Origin of the sequence: Lactobacillus sp. ESL0261, from assembly GCF_003693025.1 — a bacterium.
Taxonomy (GTDB): Bacteria; Bacillota; Bacilli; order Lactobacillales; family Lactobacillaceae; genus Lactobacillus; species Lactobacillus kullabergensis.
In genome coordinates, this window is sequence record NZ_REHN01000001.1 from 30,232 (window position 1) to 46,838 (window position 16,607).

Sequence of the window (16,607 nt, forward strand, 5' to 3'; positions counted from 1 at the left end):
AATAAAATATGAAGTTAACTACATGAAGCTAACTTCATATTGTTAAGAAGGTGAGATTATCACAAATTTAGTTAAAGAAAATAGAAAAAAGCTGCACTTAACGCAACGTGAACTTGCTGTCAAAGTGGGTGTCACTGAACGAACGATTATCTCAGTAGAAAACGGTAAATACAAACCCTCGCTTATCTTGGCGTATAAACTAGCGCAAGTTTTTAGGACCGATATTGAAACCTTATTTTGTTTACAGGAATATATAAAAAATGAAGAAGAATAAGAAAAGAAAGATCAAATATTATTTAGCAGCATGCTTTTTTACATTTTTAGCACTTCTTGAGCTGGTGCTGATTAGCTTAGAGGTTCTGCAGCACCGCAGGCAAACCGATATACCGAAAAATATTATTTATGCAGTTTTTGCTATTAGTTTTGCTTTTTATCTTTATTATAAAGCCAAAACTGTGGGTACAGATAAAGATGATGAAGACGAGCGTGATGAGTTTATTGTAGTAAAAACTGATCACCAAATGTATAAAATAGCTAACTGGCTAATTTATATTCTGAGCCTGGTCTTTATAACTAGCGCAGCGTTCATGTATGAAGCTCAAGGCTTTACGACACCGGTCATAATATTGACAACCATTGCCGCTACTTTAAGCGTCTTATGGAACTTATTATTATTAATCGAAATGATTATAGGTATTACCAATGAACTTAGAAACTGATGAGACATAAATACTGCTAAATAATATCCAAGCAACTTTGCATTTTAGTACAAAATTTTTTCCACTTGCTTTCCTGATAGTGACCTCTTAGTCAAATAGTATTGTAATCACGGTTCTTCTCAAGTTTAATTAATTTATCATCTTTAATGAATGAAAAAATTATTAACAAAACTGGGGGAGAAAAATAATGATTTACCATAACTATTCACATTTAAAATTCTTTTGGCTCAATGTTTTCGGTTTGATATACAGTACTTTAAATATCTTTGCTGCTTATATGCTTAGTAATTTGATTAATATGGCAACTAAGAGACAATTTTCAGTCTTACCTTCTTTAGTGACGCAGATCATAGTAGCGCTGACTTTAATCTTAATTTCAGGCTTACTATTTAATTACTTAAAAACCGATGCAGTTAAGCAGATTAACACTAAGTTGAGAACTAAAGTGTTAAAGGGAATGCTGCTAAATAAAGAAGAAGATAGTGCTAATTTAGGTTTTTTAACTAACGACTTTAAGTTATTAGAAACTAATCGTTATGAAGCTGAAATTGAAATTCTGATCTATACTTATACCGTTATTTTGGCGCTGGGTTATGCTTTATATTTAAATTGGTTTGTTACCTTGATTTATTTCGTGGGCTCAGCAATCCCTACAGTTGTGTCCAACTTTTTCCAAAAACCAATTCAAAAGGCTTCAGGTGATTGGACTAAGGCTAACGACAAGTATGTCAGCCAAACCAAAAATATTTTAGCTGGTACTGGAACTTTTAATTTATACGGCAAGCAAGACAATGCTGTTAAGCAAAATAAGCGTGCGGTTGAACGTCTGGAAGAAAAACTGGCCAAAATGAATGTGCTGAATAATAATACTAATACTTACCTTAATATTATTGCGATTGCCAGTGCCTTTCTACTACCATTTGCTTTTGGGACATTATTGGTAGTCAATGGTCAAATAACATTAGGAGCATTATTTGCGATCACTCAGCTTTCTAATTCTTTTGTTAATCCTATCTTGCAAATTTTAAATGAACGAAACAATTTATCTACCACTAAGGGTATCGTTAACAAGATCAATCAATTTATTGCTAAAGGTGAGCAAAAGCCGCAAAACGGTGTTGCTACTGATGACTTTAAGCAATTAGAAGTGAAAAATCTGACTTTAAAACGGCAGGATAAAGAATTAGCTAGTCAAATTAATTTTGCAGTTTCAAAAGGACAAAAAGTTGCGGTCATTGGACCGTCTGGTTCTGGTAAATCCACCATGCTCCAATATTTAATGTATGGCGATTACGGCCAAGCACAAGAAGAGTTGCTTAATCAAAAAGCAGTACAACCGGGCTCTTTTACTAACCTGTTTGCCTATTCAAGTCAAAGCGCGGTCATCTTTGCCGACTCATTATGGTTTAACCTTACTTTGGGTACAGACCTCCCCTTAGAAGAAGTCACGGAAGTTTGTAATCATTTAGAACTGGGACAGCTGGTTAAAGAAAAAGGCTTTGACTATCAATTAGGTGATAATGCGGATCAATTATCTGGCGGGCAATTAGCGCGAATTGAACTGGCAAGGGCTATCTTAGCCAAACGACCAATTTTATTACTGGACGAAGTCAATGCCTCATTAGATAAGGCAACTTCTCAAGCAATTCATGATTACTTGTTTGATTCAGACTTCACTTTCATTGAGGTTATTCACCATTATGAACCAGCAGAATTGAAGCGTTATGATGCTGTAATTGATTTCAATAATTATATCTAGAATTTATATTTCGAAAAGAGTCATAGTTAACAAAAAGCTTACTTTCTGAAAAAGAAAATAAGCTTTTTTGCATATAAAAGTTAAAACTGCAACATTTGCTGACACTTAATTAAATTTCTTCGATAAGTAAACCACTCCGGAAATTAAAAATTAATTCAATAAACAAAAAGATTAAAAAGATAATAATTGCTGAAACATTTTGTGAAAAAGGGACATAGCTTTTAATCATAGGCGGAATTAATAATAAAGCAGCAATCATGACAGCTATTAAGCCTGCTGATTTTGGATTCGGAATAACTTTATAATGAGCGTCAGTATTATTAATAATCATTTTGGCTGAGCGATTTAGTAGGCCTTGAGTTAGTTGCAGCGTGTCCCCTTTTTTTAAATTTAATTTTAAAGCATAGCCAGCCGCAATACCTCCTACTCTTAAACCGTTAACTATTACAGTTGTGGGTTTGCCCATTGAAATATTACTTTTTGATCGTTGAACTGTAATCATACCGTTACACTTTCTTTAATAATAGATGTTTAAGATTAGCTTATTAATAAAACAGGTTAATGTCAATCTTGTTTACTAAAAAAAATTATGTTTACAAAACAAAATATATAAACTATAATTTTGGTGTAAGTAAATGTAAGCGATAACAAGAAGGAGGTAATGAATTGTGCAGTTAGTTAATGTGAGAGTTGATAGCCGTTTGATTCATGGTCAAGTGGCTCGTGTATGGACTGGGCAATTAGGTGCAGAACGCTTAATGGTCGTTGGCGATAAAGTATCTAAGGATGACTTGGAAAAAACAGCTTTAAAATTAGCTCGTCCCACTCAAGCAGCTTTAAGTATTTTGCCACCAGATCGTGCAAGTAACAATATTGTTCAAGGACGCTATGCTGACCAAAAAATATTTATTATTACTCGTGAACCAGAGGCTCTGGTTAAGATGGTCGACGCAGGTGTACCAATTAAAGAAGTTAATGTTGGTAACTTGCCAAGTGGTGAAGGCAGACTGCAATTGTTCAAGAGCGTGGGAGTTAATGACGAAGAAATAAAGGCTTTTAAGGAACTTGATGCTCGGGGAGTAAAGCTTTATCACCAGATGGTGCCCAACGATCCTAGAGAAGACTTTATGTCTGAATTAAATAAACGGATGGAGAAATAATAATGAATTCATTGAGTGTAGTTCAAATAATTTTGCTGTCTTTGTTTGCTTTCTTCCAAATCAATGAAATTATCACAGTTGGTATTGGTTTTGGTAACCCAGTTAACGCTGGATTAATTGCAGGACTAATTGTTGGTGATATGAAATTAGGTTTGGCCGTAGGAGCAACATTGCAGTTAATGATATTAGGTGTCGGTACCTTTGGTGGTGCTTCGATTCCTGATTATGCCACCGGAGCAATCATAGGTACTGCAATTGCGCATATTTCAGGAAAAGGCATTAACTATGGTATTGGTGTTGCTATTCCAGTGGGTCTATTGATGGTGCAACTTGATATTTTGGCTCGTTTTGCTAATACCTATTTTGCACACAGAATAGATAAGGCAATCGATCGTAACGATGATAAAGTTGTTGTACGAAATAGTCTTTATGGGGCTATTCCGTGGGGGCTTTCAAGATCGGTTCCTGTACTGTTAGTGTTGATTTTTGGTGAAGCATTTGTCAAAAATGTACTGAACTATATGCCACAGTGGCTAATGGGTGGATTAAAATCTGCCGGAACTATGTTACCAGCAGTTGGTATTGCTATCTTAATGCATTACTTGCCTATTAAGAAATTTGGTGCATACATGATTTTTGGCTTTGTAGCCGCTGCTTATTTAAACGTACCGATGCTTGGTGTTGCACTTGTCGGAGTCGGCTTTGCCATTAATCATTATAATTCTATCATTCATGACAAAAACCAGTCTGGTAGCGGTAGCAATGGCTTAGATACAGAAAAAGCTGCTGAAATGGGTGTTGATGATAAAGGAGTAATTACCGGTGATGAAGAATAATACTACTGAAAAAACTACGACAACACAGAGTCATAAGTTAACTAAAAAAGATATTCGTAGCGCTAACTTACGCTGGATTTTTACCTCCGCACTAAGCTGGAACTACGAAACTATGATGGCTCCAGGCTATGTTGGTTCACAAATGCCAATTTTACGTAAGTTATATGGTGATAAGCCTGAAGATATGAAGAAAATGATGCGTGTGCAGTCTGAGTACTTTAATACCAGTCCGCATATGGGCTCCATTATCCAAGGTGTCGACATTGCTCTGGAAGAAAAAGAGGGAATTGATTCAGTTGATGGTGTAAGAGGTATTAAAACTGGACTTATGGGACCATTTGCTGCTGTAGGTGACACCTTATTAGGTACCGTTCAATCCACTATTTTTGGTGCGATTGCATCATACATGGCTCTTAAAGGCAACCCGTTTGGTGCTATTTTATGGATGGTTGCATTAGGCGTTATCTACATTTGGGCTTATACTTGGATGCCATTTGCCTATAAACAAGGGGTCAACCTGGTTACTTCAATGAGCTCTAAGCTTAACGCATTGACTGATTCAGCAACCCTGCTAGGAGTGACGGTTGTAGGAGCTTTGATTCCAACTGTTATTACTTTAAAAATCCCGTTTATCTTTAGAGCTGGAAAAGTTTCGATGAAGCTGCAGGATATTTTTAATCAAATTATGCCATCCCTACTGCCAGTTTTACTAGTTGCCTTTATTTATTGGCTACTTGATCGTAAACATATGAACTCTACTAGAGCAACTTGGTTTGTTCTAATACTGGCTATTATTTTATTCAATTTAAAAGTTGTTGCATAAAACATAGAAATTTAAATATAATCAGATTATCTGCTGAAAAAAGCCTGTTGCAAAATTAAGCGGGTAAATTGAGAAAACGCGGATGTATTGACAATAATGATACAACCGTATTTTCTTTGATTTACAAAAAATATTTGATAGCATAATTGCAAAAATGCTGTAATAGCAGATTGTGTTTAGATTATCAGGTTCTAAAGTTTATATTTTTAAAACGAATTTTAATAGCACCTGTTATAATAACCAAATATGAAAGATGAGAAAATAAAATGGCTAATATCAGACAGGTAGCTCAGTTAGCAGGTGTTTCGGCTGGTACAGTTTCACGAATTTTAAATAATGACGCTTCCCTAAGTGTAACTGATCAAACGCGTTTAAAAGTTTTGGCAGCTACTAAAAAGTTAAATTATCATACAAAAAATAAAAGTAAAAAGAGTCCCGTCATTGGCGTGCTGACAACTATGAATTTAGACCAAGTAGCAGAATATACGTATTATCAGCAAGTAAAGCAGGGGATTATTGAAGAACTTAAAAAAGAGAAAATGACGTTAAGTTCGATCTACTATTTGAATAAATCTTTGGATAATTCATTTTGGGACGGACTATATTATTGGGACGGCGTGATTGTTATCGGTAGTCTGTCCGAATCAGCCATTACTGAATTAAAAAAATTGAACTCTAATATTGTAATTATTGAGGCAAGATATAAAAATAATTCCGTAAAACTAGTCAATGCTAATTTAACTGCCGGGGTAAAAGAAGCTTTAGCACAACTTGAAAAGTTTGCCCAAACTAATATCGTATATGTTGGCGGTCCGCGTTATATGACTAACTTGCAAGGAGAAAAGACTCTGGCAAAAGGTGAAGTTCGCTTAAATTGTTACCGAGAGTGGATGAAGCTGCATGATCAGGATGAATGCTCAATCAGTACTTCTGGTTGGAGTATTGAAGATGGCGTTCAAGCAGGTAAACAAATTGTCCAATTACCTATTTTTCCTAAGGGAATTTTGGCTGGAAATGACCAAATAGCAATTGGAATAATGAGAGAATTGTACACAAAAGGTTTTCGTGCTCCAGCAGATTATCATATTATTGGATTCGATAATATTCAGATGTCTAAATATTACATTCCAAGACTGTCATCAGTTTCAGTTCCGGAAAAGGACCTAGGTACAACTGCTGTCCATTTAATTAGAGAAGATATATTAGAAAATAAGGCGCGTGCTGCTACTACGCTACTGGAAGTTAAACTAATTTTGCGAGAAAGTACTGGTAATTAGTTTGGGAGGAAAAAATGGAAAATTATTATCCTAAGCAGTTAAGTGGAGATCAAACGAAGATTTTACTCACAAACCCTGATCGCGGTTTTCGCTTTGAAGTTTATTTGGATGTAAAAACGGGTAAGAGCATATATGAATATGCGGATGAAGATGCTATTGCTGCGTTAAAAAGAGAAGCATCACTGTATACAGACGATCAGCCACAAATAGTACAAGTCTATTTTTACTTAACAGGTTACCAGCATGATCCACTGGATGCACAAGCTTTTAACCATATGAGTGCATTTTTTGAGGAACTGGCTAAATTAAATTTAAAAGCATTGCTTCGTTTTGCTTATGTTTCTGAAGATAAAAGGCCTTATAGACAGGCTCCTAGTGTGCAGAGAGTAGAGCAGCACTTGGAACAGTTATCTGGCTGGCTCCACGAACATCGCAAGCAAATTCATGCCTTACAGGCAGGCATTATTGGACCTTGGGGAGAATGGTCTGCCCATGCTCGTGAGACAACTGATGAATCAGCAATTTTACATAGTTTGCTGTTAAATTCTCCTCAAGATCTAACTGTACAGGTACGTTATTTAAATATAAAAAATCGTAATATAGGTGTTGCTGAAAAAGAGAATGAACAACGAATTGGTTTTCACGATGACTTTTTAATTGGTATTGGACACGAGTGGAATACAGCGGGTAAAAATCATGATTCGAATGAGTATCAACAATTAATAAGAGATTCAAAAACGACAATCGTTGATGGCGAAAGTATCTGGCTATTTGCCAATCCTATGTATTTAAAAACAAAATACGTAGATCCTGAATTGACCACACAAAGAATGGTTGAAAATCATTTTACTACCTTAAGTATTGCGCATAATTACCATGAGATAAAAACTAATTCATATTATAATGTGACCTTAGAAAATGAATTAAAAAGAACTGGCAAACCAGAGGGGCTTAAATTTCCTCAAATGGGCTCATTTGAATATTGGAAGCATGTTCCTGTTACGCCTGATTTATTAGATAAAAAGCATTGGCCGTATCAAAAATCATGGTTTTTGGATCAAAAGAATCAGACAATTGAACGTAATTATTTTGAATATTTGCGAGATTATTTAGGCTACCGTTTAGAAGTTAAACAAATTAGTTATAACTCCACTTTAAATGCTGCCGTTTATCTCACACTGAAGAATACCGGCTTCGCCGCTCCTCTGGCTTTGAAACAAATAGAGTTATTTGCTGTAGATCAACAGCAGAATATTATTGGTAAGGCTTTCGTTGAAAAAAGTGCTTTACAAACTAACCGAGAAATAAATACGGTTATCCCGTTAATAAAACATAATCAACCTGATAAAGTCGGAGTTAGGCTGCAGGCTACTAATAACAGCACAGCACGTCTTGCCAATGTTTGTCAGTGGGCAGATGGTATTAATTGGTTTAAATTGTAACTGGGGAATAACTCATGAAAAAAATATTTAAAAAGCTAACTTTAATAACTGCATTTTTAGGGTTACTTTTATTTCAAAATCAGCAAAATTTGTGTTCAGTTAAGGCTGCAACTATTTCTGAATATGAAGAAAAGCCTCTAACAGAGCAGCAAAATCAAGAAATGGTTAACAATAGCGATCGTGGCTTTCGCTTAGAGTTAAATTTAAATGTTAAAACCGGCATGGGACTATGGGGTAATGCGGATAAAACAGGAATAGCGCAAATGCAAAATGCGATAGCTACATTTGCTGATGATAATCCGCGACTTGCACAAGTATACTTTTATCTGACTGATTATAAAGATAAGCCACTAGATCAAACTGCCTTTAATAATATGGATCAATATTTCCAAAAGTTGAAGCAAAACCATTTACAGGCTGTATTACGTTTTGCCTATATTTGGGATGATGCTCATCCCAAATCTCAGGAACCTACAACTGAGCAAGTGGTTGCACATATTAAGCAACTAGCTCCCTGGATTGCTCAGCATCGTGATCAAATAGCTAATTTACAAGCTGGATTTATTGGAGCTTGGGGAGAATGGGACAGCGGAGCCCGTAGCCGTATGAATGAAAAAGCAATTCTGCAGGCATTATTAGCCAATACTCCTAAAGATTTATTTATCCAAGTCAGATATTACAATATCAAGTCACGAAATGTTGATCCCCAGAGTTCTGACTGGCAAAGAGTTGGATTTCATGATGATTACTTGATTGGTCGCCCTCATGTGTGGAATACTGCAGGTGCAGACCCTAATTCTGCTGAATGGAAGGCGATGGCAGAACAATCTCAGACTGTACCGGTTGACGGTGAAATGATTTGGGGTTCTGCCAATGCATCAGACAATAACGGTCAGTTAATTTCTGCACCACTGATTGCTCACCGTCTTGCAGTTCATCATTTTACTTCATTGAGTATAGCTCATAATTACAAAGAAGATGGCAAAGACTATTCTTTGAGTGCTTGGAAACGGCAACTAGTAACGCCTGCACTTTTAGACCAATATAAATTACCATATCAAAAATCATGGTTTAAAGATACTAATGATAATGAAATAAGTCGTTCTTGGTATGAATATATTAGGGATTATCTGGGTTATCGCTTAGCAGTTAAAGATATTAGCTATCAAGCAGATGGGCAGAATATTGACTATCAAGTTAATCTAACTAATTATGGCCTGGCTGCTCCAGTTTTAATTAATAACGCAGAACTAGTATTACTGGATGAATCTAAAAATGTAGTGGCTGCTAAGGACGTAACTGATATTGCTCATTTGCAGTCTTTGCAAATTTTACCAATCAAATGGCAGATAGATAAAACCTTAGTCAGTCAGGCAAAATATTTAGCCTTTAAATTTACTGGTTACAGTAATACGGGAAACCGCCTGGCAAACAATATAGATTTTGATGATGGGTATAATTATTTGCTGACGCTTAAATAAATAGTTGTAAAAAGACAAAAACCAATAAATTACGCTTTAAACGATGATTTATCGGTTTTTTTATTTATGATAAAAATTAAAGGCTAAATTCACCTGTTTTCTTAATTCCAATTATCGTTGATGCAATTGTGCTGAGTTCATTGCAAATATTATAGTGTTTATAAATTTGTTATTATAAATAGCGTACAATAAATTAGCTTTATTTTAAAAATAAACAAACTATACAATTGAAAATATATTTGCAAAGTAATGCAGTTATTGTTTTTAGCTATAATAAAGCTAAATAAAATATGATAAAATCATTGTTAATTACTTTTCATTTTTAGTAAATCGGGCAGGCATTTCCATGAAAGGAACTTATTTCAAGGCAAATTTTAATATTGCACGCAAATCAAAGAAAAACATTCTGTTAATGAGCACTTTGGTTTTATTCATGGTTCTCTTTGTACTAGTGGTTGAAGCTCAAAACTTGGGAGATAACTACCGTCAGTGGCGCTCATACTATGATTCTCTTGAGGTTAATATCAGTTATTTTGACAGCAGTTTATTACGCAAACAAGAATATAAAGAGACTTATGACAATTTAAATGCCCAGGAAGGTTGTATTTTCAGTTTGCAAAATGGGGAAGTTTTAAGTGATCCCCAAACTTATTTAGACGGATCGATCACGTTATTTCAAACCATGTTAGATGGCTACCATAATAATTATCTGGGCGCCAGCACATTGAACGTTCCACCCAAGTATCAATTGCATCAAAAATTAGTTACCTATAAATATCTTTATCGTCATCATATACCTGCAGTTATGAATTCAAAGGCATCAGCAACTTATTTAATCTATATTCTCAATTTTGTGGCTATTTTTATTTTCTTTTATATTTTGCTTATTTCTAATGATGTGTGGATGGTTAAGTTGGATCATGATACGGTTTTACGCAATATCCCTTATCGTGTAGAAGATGAGGTTAAAGGCAAAACCATGATCAATTTGGCTTTAGCCTTGGGTCCTTTACTTATTGGACTAGTTGGTGCATATCTTTTTGCCGGCTTACGAAATGGCTTTCGCAGTTTAAATTACCCTAACGTTTTTTACTTTAATAAAATAATAGCAATCCCTGTCTGGCTAGATTGTTTGCTCTTTTTATTTTATGCCGCAATATTGGTAGTATTTGTGACCAGTTTAACTTTACTTCTTAACCAGTTGACTAAAAATGTATATCTCACTACCTTTATTGGTATTGCTCTATATGTATTAACGTATTTGCCTGCTAAAATGCTTAAATTTATTGCTTGGCTGCCATCTGCATATTTAAATGTTAATGATGTGCTTAATGGCACTGTGGCAAGTAAAACAGGATTTGCAGGGCTAAACCTTGTCACCAGCGGCTGTATCCTATTAGTTTGGTCATTTATTTTGATCATCTGGTTCAGACACCTGGTTAATAAAGGAGGTATTGCACGATGAAATGGCGTTATTTCCTCTTTCAGTTGAAGGCTTTTTTGGTTAATCCCAAAAATATTGGATTGTTTATTGCTACTGTGATTATGTCTTTATATTTTAGTCTGGTCAGTGTGCCTAACCGTCAGGTAATTGAACAGGTCGATGCCAAGCCTATCAGAAAGGAATATATTGATGATACAGCCTTTCTGAAAGTGGCCATGCAAGAGATTGCTTATTCCAAGAAGCCAGGTTATTATTCTATTCCTAGCAAAGGGGCAGTGGACGCAGTCAGTACTTACCCACAGGTCTTATCTTATGATAAAAAAATATTGCTTGCTATAAAGAAAAAAGACTGGGATGCTTATGCTAAAAACGCCAGTGCTCGTTATCAATATATTGACGAGTTAATCTTTGTAGAAGGTAACCAAAACTTTTTGTATCCAGCTGCGTACAATCAAAATGATAATTTTAAGCAGGATGGTCATTTTGGCTATCAACGGACGTATCACTTGTATAACGCACTTTTAGCCGGTAAAAAGGATAAGCAAACAGAGCTGAATAAAAATATTTTGGAAGAACGCACAGCCTTACAAGTAATTCAAAACTCACTTTCTGGCTGGACAGTCTTAATCATGGTAGTGATAGTTTGTTTCTTTGCTGCAGACATTGTGACTAATGACAGGAAATATTATACGGTCTTGGAAAATATTCCTTTAAGTAAACGTACCATTTTATGGTTGAAAACTGGAGTTGTTGAAGTAGGGGTTTTGCTTGACTTTGTAGTAGCCGGGATAATTGCTCTTCTTTGTATAGCACCTAGATATGGTTTGGGATCATTAAGACTAAATACTGTTGATTATTTAGGCAAAATAAACTTCAAAGCAACCTTTAGGACTGAAACACTAGGTATGTATTATTTGCAGTTTATCATTTTTGCAATCATTATTTCATTTATCTTTATCAGGTTGACAATTCTGCTATCAATCGTTTTGCGTAACGAATATGTTGCCGGCATGCTTAGCAGTTTGTTTGCTATCAGTGCGAAGATGCTTTACTTCTCATTGGGTATGGGTTTTGTTTACCCGTTTTTGGAAAAATGGCCTATGACTTACTTTTCTATCGGTGACAGTATTACCGGTAACTTGGCTTATTTGATGGATGCACCCGGATGGGGCTTTACTGCTGGCTTAGGGCCACTCATTTGTCTGGCACTTGTCATTGAAATTTTACTGTTTTTGTTCACGCAAATTAAAAGCATCCCTTTAGTTAGACGAGGTGATTAAAATGTTAAAAATAAAAGATGTCACATTGGCATTTGGAAAGAACGTTGTTTTAGACGATGTTAACTTGGAATTTAAGCAGGGCGAGATCGTTGGTCTCGTAGCGCCTAATGGTACGGGGAAGTCGACCTTGATCAACGTTATTTTGCATAATCTGACGCCGCAAAAAGGGTTTGTTGAATATGAAAATACACGTTATCAAACACAAAAAGACACGATTAAATTACACCAGGAAATCTGCTCGTTTCCTGAACAAAGCGACCTGTTTCCCTTTATGACTGGACGAGATCATCTTAATTTATACGCTGATCTTTGGCACAATTCTGAAAAGCCCGTTGAGCAAATAATTAGTGACTTGCAAATGGGAAATTACGTGGATAAGAAGGTGCAGACTTATTCTTTGGGGATGAAACAGCGACTTTGTTTTGCAATGGTAGTAGCAGCTGATTCTCCTGTAATGTTGTTAGATGAAGTAATGAATGGACTTGATCCGCAGAACGTAGCTTTAATTTCACAGATGCTTCTTAAACTAAAGGATGAAAACAAGTTGATCATTATGGCTTCACACCTTTTGTCTAACTTGCAGCAGTATGCTGACAGGGTCTTGTTTATGGGTAAGGGACACATTATTGAAGATCTAGACAATAAAAAGCAAAATAAACGGTATTTAAAGATGCAGTCTACCCCTGAAACGACTAAGTTGCTAGCCAATTATGATTACGAAACTTTGCCTAATAACCTGATATTAGTTCCTCTAGAAAAAATTGAGCAGGATAAGCTGACTCAGCTGCTAGTAAACCTAGTGCAAGCCGATATTCAATACGCAGTTGAAAGAATTGATATCGAAGACTTATTTAATAAATTTTATGATTAGTTTAAAGCTTTAACCTGATTTAATATTTGCAGAAAATAAGCAGCCGTAGTTTGCATGTCCATATTAGTTAAAAAATGAATGATTGAGACAGCTGCTTCATCATTGACAGTATTGTGGAATGTAAGAATTGCATTTAAAAATTTGCGCCCAACAATTAACAACATTTCGTTATCTGGTAAGTCAATCTGGTTTATTCGTGTTAGCAGTTTATCTGCAAATTTAAACTGACTATTTGTAATTAAACCAATTACAGCTTCAAATAGAGCTGCTATACCAAAATGAAATGTACCTTCTCCTGCTTTTTTAATAAAAGAAATATTACTGATAACCTGAACAGAGATTTGGTAAATGATTCTGGGACTAATAATAGGGATAACATTGGCAAAAAGTGAGAGAAATTCATGACCCCAAACAGTTATCTTACTTAATTGGTGGTTTAATTCATTTTGCTGGGCTATAGGAAAGATGTTGTGTTGTGAAGTTTTATAATACAAACTGCAGGCGATTGCTGCATAGTCAAGGTCAAAAGGATCTTGACTTGACTGATATTTATTTAATGCCGCTTGAGCCAGTTTTTCCAAATAATCTCTGTCGTGGTTACTCCAAGACTCTTCTAAAATAAGCGCAATATGATCCTTTGGGTCGAGTTTAGCAAGCGCAATATATTCAGTTGCGGATAAACTAATTCTTTCGCACAGTTTTAACACCCGGTTAAAATCCATGTGTCCTTGATTATTTTCCCAGCGAGAAAGCATTTGAATGGAACAAATGCCTGCGGCAGCTTCTTTAAGGGTAATATGCTGCATTTTTCGCAATTGTTTAAATTCATTCCCTGACTGCATGTTATTTCGTCCTTTTTAAGATATTATGCACTTTTTTCTCATATATGAGAAATAAAAAAGCGAGAAAAATAATTCATGCTTTAATATGTTTAATCAAAAAAATATCTTAACCGTTTTAATAATAAAGAAGGAGTAGAAAAATGCAATCTTCATTAAAATTTGCACCTAAATGGAAACTCGTTGCCTACACACTTTTAGCAATAGTAATGGCATTTGGCAATGTGGTAATTGCATATGTCACTAAGATCATGTTAAATGCAGCGCAATATCGTCAAGGCGACAGCGGCAATTTAATTAGAATTGCCGGCATTGGTGCTGCAACAATCTTAATTATTATGTTGTCTAATTTTGTATACCGTTATATCAAGTACGCTATTATTCAGGATGTCAATGTTTATCTTAAAGACAAAACGATGAGCTACTTGATTGAACAACGCAGTGACTCACAAAAGGATGGTTTAAGTCTGATGACGAACGATCTTAAACAGATTGAGACGTCTAAGACTACAAATGAATTAATGATCATTGCAGAATTAGTATCTTTTTTGCTATCAGTAGTAGTTGGTTTAATCAATTCCTGGATTTTAACTTTAATTTTTATGGTAACTACTTTAATTCCTGGACTAGTGCAAAGGGCTTTTACCAAAACAATTCAAGCAAAAGCAAAAGTTTGGGAGACAAATAACATCGCATACACTCAGAGTGTGAATGACGGGTTAAACGGAGCGCAGACTGTCGGCTTATACGATGCCCAAAGTTCGACTATTAGTAAAGTGGTTAATAGTGCCAAAAGAATGGAAGAAGCATTAAAGAACTTAAACTTCACACAAGCTGCAGCGGGAGAAGTCATTATGGCTTTTGCAGATATTTTTAGCTTTATTTTACCGTTTCTAGTAGGTGCCATCTTAATGCTGCAAGGACAGATCGGTGTTGGTACCTTAATTATGATAGTGCAACTATCCAATCAATTTATTAACCCGATAGTTAATATTTTTGAACAATTGAATGCAATCAAGTCTACTAAACCAATGTGGGATAAAGTAGAGCAGGCTCTGTCTTTTTCAGCTGACAGTACTAAAAATGCAAAAACTGGTAAATTTACTGGTTTGAAAGTTGAAGATACAACATACAGTCAAGGTGGCAGAGAAATTTTCACTCATCTTAATCTTGCTGTAGCACCTAATGAAAAAATCTTGCTCATGGCACCTAGTGGTTGGGGAAAGACTACGTTGTTAAATTTAATGTTAGGTAAAATTAAACCTAGTGAAGGTCATGTTTATATTGATGGTGAAGATGTCACTGGCAACTGGACCAAAGCCCACGATAATTTCAGTTACGTTAACCAAAAGCCGTTTATCTTTGATGATACAATCAAATTTAATATTTTACTGGGGCGGAAAGTTTCTCCAGCAAATTTGGCTAAAGCAGTTGAATCGGCGGGACTAACTGAACTCGTGGATGAAAAAGGCTGGGATTATCAGGTTGGTGAAAAGGGGGCAAATTTATCCGGAGGACAAATCCAAAGAATTGAAATTGCACGTGCTTTTCTCTCTGAACGGCCAGTATTGCTCGCTGATGAAGCTACTAGCGCGCTTGACCCAGAACTGTCACTTGCAATTCATAAAACGTTATTAAAAAAGCCTAATTTAGCGGTAATTGAAGTGGCTCATAAAATTTCTGCCGCTGAAAAGTCGTTGTTTGATCGGATAATTAATTTAAATGGAGAAAATGAAGAATAAAGAAGTATTAATGCGCTATGTTGATAATGATGGAGTTGTTAAAGTTTGGCCTGGTAAGGCTAAAAACCGGCTGTTGATTTTACAATATTTGGCAACTAAATTTGAACCAGCAAAAAAATATTCTGAGCAGGAAGTAAATTTAATTTTAATGCGTTATGTGGCTGATTATGTTACCAGAAGGCGAGATTTAATTGAAAATCATCTTTTAAAGAGAACGGATGATGGTCGAATTTACTGGCTAAATGAAGAAAATTAAAAAAACAAATAATGTATGTCAGCAATTGAAGGATAAATTTTGGGATATTAATGTAGCTAAATCATCTGAAAACTAGTCAGTAAGAGTGCTTAATGCTTTTGCAATCTATTTAAATTAAAGAGCTGGCGATCTATTAAATATGTTACAGTCCAAAGAATATAAACTTGATATTAACGGTGAAAAACAAACTATTCAGGGCGTTTATGTGTCTGATAAAGCTATGTATTTTGAGCTAAGAGGAGTTATTGTGGCTAGTCATCTAGAAGGTTAAGACCCAATTAAAAAAGATGTTGAAAGCGTATCAGATGGAGTTCTTAACCCAGACCCAGAGGAAGTTAAAGAAATTATGGAAATTTGGTAGGGCAGCGATGAGTGACTGGATTAAAGATACACTATATGACAATGGTGTAATGAAAAATAAGCAAAATTATATTTAACGGTATATACGATTTGGCAGGTAAATATCACCCTGGTAATTTTCAAAAAAACGGCTATAAATTTTTCGATCATTCACGCTTTGATTATGCAGAGAAAAATATCAAAGACATTATTCATGGTCAGTCCAAACAAGTAAGCTTAGAAGCAGACTATTTAAATTACTAGATGAATAAACTTCATACAATCATTTAAAGAGGGTAATGGCCGTAGTTGTAAAGTGCTTCTACTTGCTAGCTAATA

18 protein-coding genes are annotated in these 16,607 nt (G+C 35.3%); 16 read left to right on the forward strand and 2 right to left on the reverse strand.

All coding sequences use genetic code 11. The features are described from left to right. Positions 1 to 58: 58 nt before the first annotated feature. From F5ESL0261_RS00150 to F5ESL0261_RS00160, 3 genes are all read left to right on the forward strand, one after another. A complete protein-coding gene (locus tag F5ESL0261_RS00150) occupies positions 59 to 274 on the forward strand; it encodes a helix-turn-helix transcriptional regulator (protein WP_122051714.1) in 216 nt (71 codons plus the stop codon). Beyond that, entirely contained in the window at positions 261 to 719 is a 459-nt protein-coding gene (locus F5ESL0261_RS00155; RefSeq protein ID WP_122051715.1) for a hypothetical protein, read from the forward strand. The genes F5ESL0261_RS00150 and F5ESL0261_RS00155 overlap by 14 nt, the downstream gene beginning before the upstream one ends. Before the next feature lie 187 nt (positions 720 to 906). After that, complete coding sequence (locus F5ESL0261_RS00160) at positions 907 to 2,478, forward strand: ABC transporter ATP-binding protein (protein ID WP_122051716.1); 1,572 nt, start codon at positions 907 to 909, stop codon at positions 2,476 to 2,478. A gap of 109 nt (positions 2,479 to 2,587) precedes the next feature. Here the strand turns inward: F5ESL0261_RS00160 and F5ESL0261_RS00165 are convergent, their stop codons facing one another. Beyond that, positions 2,588 to 2,980: a hypothetical protein gene (locus F5ESL0261_RS00165; RefSeq protein WP_046331355.1), complete on the reverse strand. Its 393-nt coding sequence runs from the start codon at positions 2,978 to 2,980 to the stop codon at positions 2,588 to 2,590. A 166-nt stretch (positions 2,981 to 3,146) separates the two neighbouring features. Between F5ESL0261_RS00165 and F5ESL0261_RS00170 the strand changes: the two genes are divergently transcribed. The 9 genes from F5ESL0261_RS00170 (at position 3,147) to F5ESL0261_RS00210 (ending at position 13,092) form a co-directional block, all read left to right on the forward strand. Further along, positions 3,147 to 3,638 (forward strand): PTS sugar transporter subunit IIB, encoded by a 492-nt coding sequence (locus tag F5ESL0261_RS00170; RefSeq protein WP_045927284.1) that lies wholly within the window; start codon positions 3,147 to 3,149, stop codon positions 3,636 to 3,638. 2 nt (positions 3,639 to 3,640) lie between these two features. Next, complete coding sequence (locus F5ESL0261_RS00175) at positions 3,641 to 4,474, forward strand: PTS sugar transporter subunit IIC (protein WP_122051717.1); 834 nt, start codon at positions 3,641 to 3,643, stop codon at positions 4,472 to 4,474. Continuing rightward, positions 4,464 to 5,297 carry a PTS system mannose/fructose/sorbose family transporter subunit IID gene (locus tag F5ESL0261_RS00180; protein ID WP_045927286.1) on the forward strand — a complete coding sequence of 278 codons (834 nt, stop codon included), beginning with the start codon at positions 4,464 to 4,466 and terminating at the stop codon, positions 5,295 to 5,297. Before F5ESL0261_RS00175 ends, F5ESL0261_RS00180 begins: the two co-directional genes overlap by 11 nt. A 266-nt stretch (positions 5,298 to 5,563) precedes the next feature. Next, positions 5,564 to 6,574 (forward strand): LacI family DNA-binding transcriptional regulator, encoded by a 1,011-nt coding sequence (locus F5ESL0261_RS00185; protein WP_122051718.1) that lies wholly within the window; start codon positions 5,564 to 5,566, stop codon positions 6,572 to 6,574. 14 nt (positions 6,575 to 6,588) lie between these two features. Then, positions 6,589 to 8,016 (forward strand): DUF4874 domain-containing protein, encoded by a 1,428-nt coding sequence (locus tag F5ESL0261_RS00190; RefSeq protein ID WP_122051719.1) that lies wholly within the window; start codon positions 6,589 to 6,591, stop codon positions 8,014 to 8,016. 14 nt (positions 8,017 to 8,030) lie between these two features. Further along, positions 8,031 to 9,497: a DUF4874 domain-containing protein gene (locus F5ESL0261_RS00195; protein ID WP_122051720.1), complete on the forward strand. Its 1,467-nt coding sequence runs from the start codon at positions 8,031 to 8,033 to the stop codon at positions 9,495 to 9,497. Between the two features lie 346 nt (positions 9,498 to 9,843). Then, complete coding sequence (locus tag F5ESL0261_RS00200; RefSeq protein WP_122051721.1) at positions 9,844 to 10,962, forward strand: ABC transporter permease; 1,119 nt, start codon at positions 9,844 to 9,846, stop codon at positions 10,960 to 10,962. Continuing rightward, positions 10,959 to 12,221 (forward strand): tellurium resistance protein TerC, encoded by a 1,263-nt coding sequence (locus tag F5ESL0261_RS00205; protein WP_122051722.1) that lies wholly within the window; start codon positions 10,959 to 10,961, stop codon positions 12,219 to 12,221. The genes F5ESL0261_RS00200 and F5ESL0261_RS00205 overlap by 4 nt, the downstream gene beginning before the upstream one ends. 1 nt (position 12,222) lies before the next feature. After that, positions 12,223 to 13,092, forward strand: a complete 870-nt coding sequence (locus F5ESL0261_RS00210) for an ABC transporter ATP-binding protein (RefSeq protein WP_122051723.1) — start codon at positions 12,223 to 12,225, stop codon at positions 13,090 to 13,092. Here F5ESL0261_RS00210 and F5ESL0261_RS00215 read toward each other — a convergent pair. Next, complete coding sequence (locus tag F5ESL0261_RS00215; RefSeq protein ID WP_122051724.1) at positions 13,089 to 13,934, reverse strand: Rgg/GadR/MutR family transcriptional regulator; 846 nt, start codon at positions 13,932 to 13,934, stop codon at positions 13,089 to 13,091. The two genes, F5ESL0261_RS00210 and F5ESL0261_RS00215, sit on opposite strands and share 4 nt — an antisense overlap. Positions 13,935 to 14,074: 140 nt before the next feature. Between F5ESL0261_RS00215 and F5ESL0261_RS00220 the strand changes: the two genes are divergently transcribed. The 4 genes from F5ESL0261_RS00220 to F5ESL0261_RS10245 all read left to right on the forward strand — a co-directional run bounded on the left by F5ESL0261_RS00220 (position 14,075) and on the right by F5ESL0261_RS10245 (position 16,366). Continuing rightward, positions 14,075 to 15,673: an ABC transporter ATP-binding protein gene (locus F5ESL0261_RS00220; RefSeq protein ID WP_122051725.1), complete on the forward strand. Its 1,599-nt coding sequence runs from the start codon at positions 14,075 to 14,077 to the stop codon at positions 15,671 to 15,673. Then, a complete protein-coding gene (locus F5ESL0261_RS00225; protein WP_158595171.1) occupies positions 15,663 to 15,929 on the forward strand; it encodes a DUF2087 domain-containing protein in 267 nt (88 codons plus the stop codon). Before F5ESL0261_RS00220 ends, F5ESL0261_RS00225 begins: the two co-directional genes overlap by 11 nt. A gap of 139 nt (positions 15,930 to 16,068) precedes the next feature. Continuing rightward, positions 16,069 to 16,200 (forward strand): hypothetical protein, encoded by a 132-nt coding sequence (locus F5ESL0261_RS10240; protein ID WP_255409661.1) that lies wholly within the window; start codon positions 16,069 to 16,071, stop codon positions 16,198 to 16,200. Between the two features lie 34 nt (positions 16,201 to 16,234). Continuing rightward, positions 16,235 to 16,366 carry a hypothetical protein gene (locus F5ESL0261_RS10245; RefSeq protein ID WP_255409662.1) on the forward strand — a complete coding sequence of 44 codons (132 nt, stop codon included), beginning with the start codon at positions 16,235 to 16,237 and terminating at the stop codon, positions 16,364 to 16,366. Positions 16,367 to 16,607 lie beyond the last annotated feature (241 nt).

Coding starts and splice junctions, on each gene's coding strand:
- F5ESL0261_RS00155 (WP_122051715.1), top strand. CDS start 261: ATGAAGAAGAATAAGAAAAGAAAGATCAAATATTATTTAGCAGCATGC.
- F5ESL0261_RS00160 (WP_122051716.1), top strand. CDS start 907: ATGATTTACCATAACTATTCACATTTAAAATTCTTTTGGCTCAATGTT.
- F5ESL0261_RS00165 (WP_046331355.1), bottom strand. CDS start 2,980: ATGATTACAGTTCAACGATCAAAAAGTAATATTTCAATGGGCAAACCC.
- F5ESL0261_RS00175 (WP_122051717.1), top strand. CDS start 3,641: ATGAATTCATTGAGTGTAGTTCAAATAATTTTGCTGTCTTTGTTTGCT.
- F5ESL0261_RS00180 (WP_045927286.1), top strand. CDS start 4,464: ATGAAGAATAATACTACTGAAAAAACTACGACAACACAGAGTCATAAG.
- F5ESL0261_RS00185 (WP_122051718.1), top strand. CDS start 5,564: ATGGCTAATATCAGACAGGTAGCTCAGTTAGCAGGTGTTTCGGCTGGT.
- F5ESL0261_RS00190 (WP_122051719.1), top strand. CDS start 6,589: ATGGAAAATTATTATCCTAAGCAGTTAAGTGGAGATCAAACGAAGATT.
- F5ESL0261_RS00195 (WP_122051720.1), top strand. CDS start 8,031: ATGAAAAAAATATTTAAAAAGCTAACTTTAATAACTGCATTTTTAGGG.
- F5ESL0261_RS00200 (WP_122051721.1), top strand. CDS start 9,844: ATGAAAGGAACTTATTTCAAGGCAAATTTTAATATTGCACGCAAATCA.
- F5ESL0261_RS00205 (WP_122051722.1), top strand. CDS start 10,959: ATGAAATGGCGTTATTTCCTCTTTCAGTTGAAGGCTTTTTTGGTTAAT.
- F5ESL0261_RS00210 (WP_122051723.1), top strand. CDS start 12,223: ATGTTAAAAATAAAAGATGTCACATTGGCATTTGGAAAGAACGTTGTT.
- F5ESL0261_RS00215 (WP_122051724.1), bottom strand. CDS start 13,934: ATGCAGTCAGGGAATGAATTTAAACAATTGCGAAAAATGCAGCATATT.
- F5ESL0261_RS00220 (WP_122051725.1), top strand. CDS start 14,075: ATGCAATCTTCATTAAAATTTGCACCTAAATGGAAACTCGTTGCCTAC.
- F5ESL0261_RS00225 (WP_158595171.1), top strand. CDS start 15,663: ATGAAGAATAAAGAAGTATTAATGCGCTATGTTGATAATGATGGAGTT.
- F5ESL0261_RS10240 (WP_255409661.1), top strand. CDS start 16,069: ATGTTACAGTCCAAAGAATATAAACTTGATATTAACGGTGAAAAACAA.
- F5ESL0261_RS10245 (WP_255409662.1), top strand. CDS start 16,235: ATGGAGTTCTTAACCCAGACCCAGAGGAAGTTAAAGAAATTATGGAAA.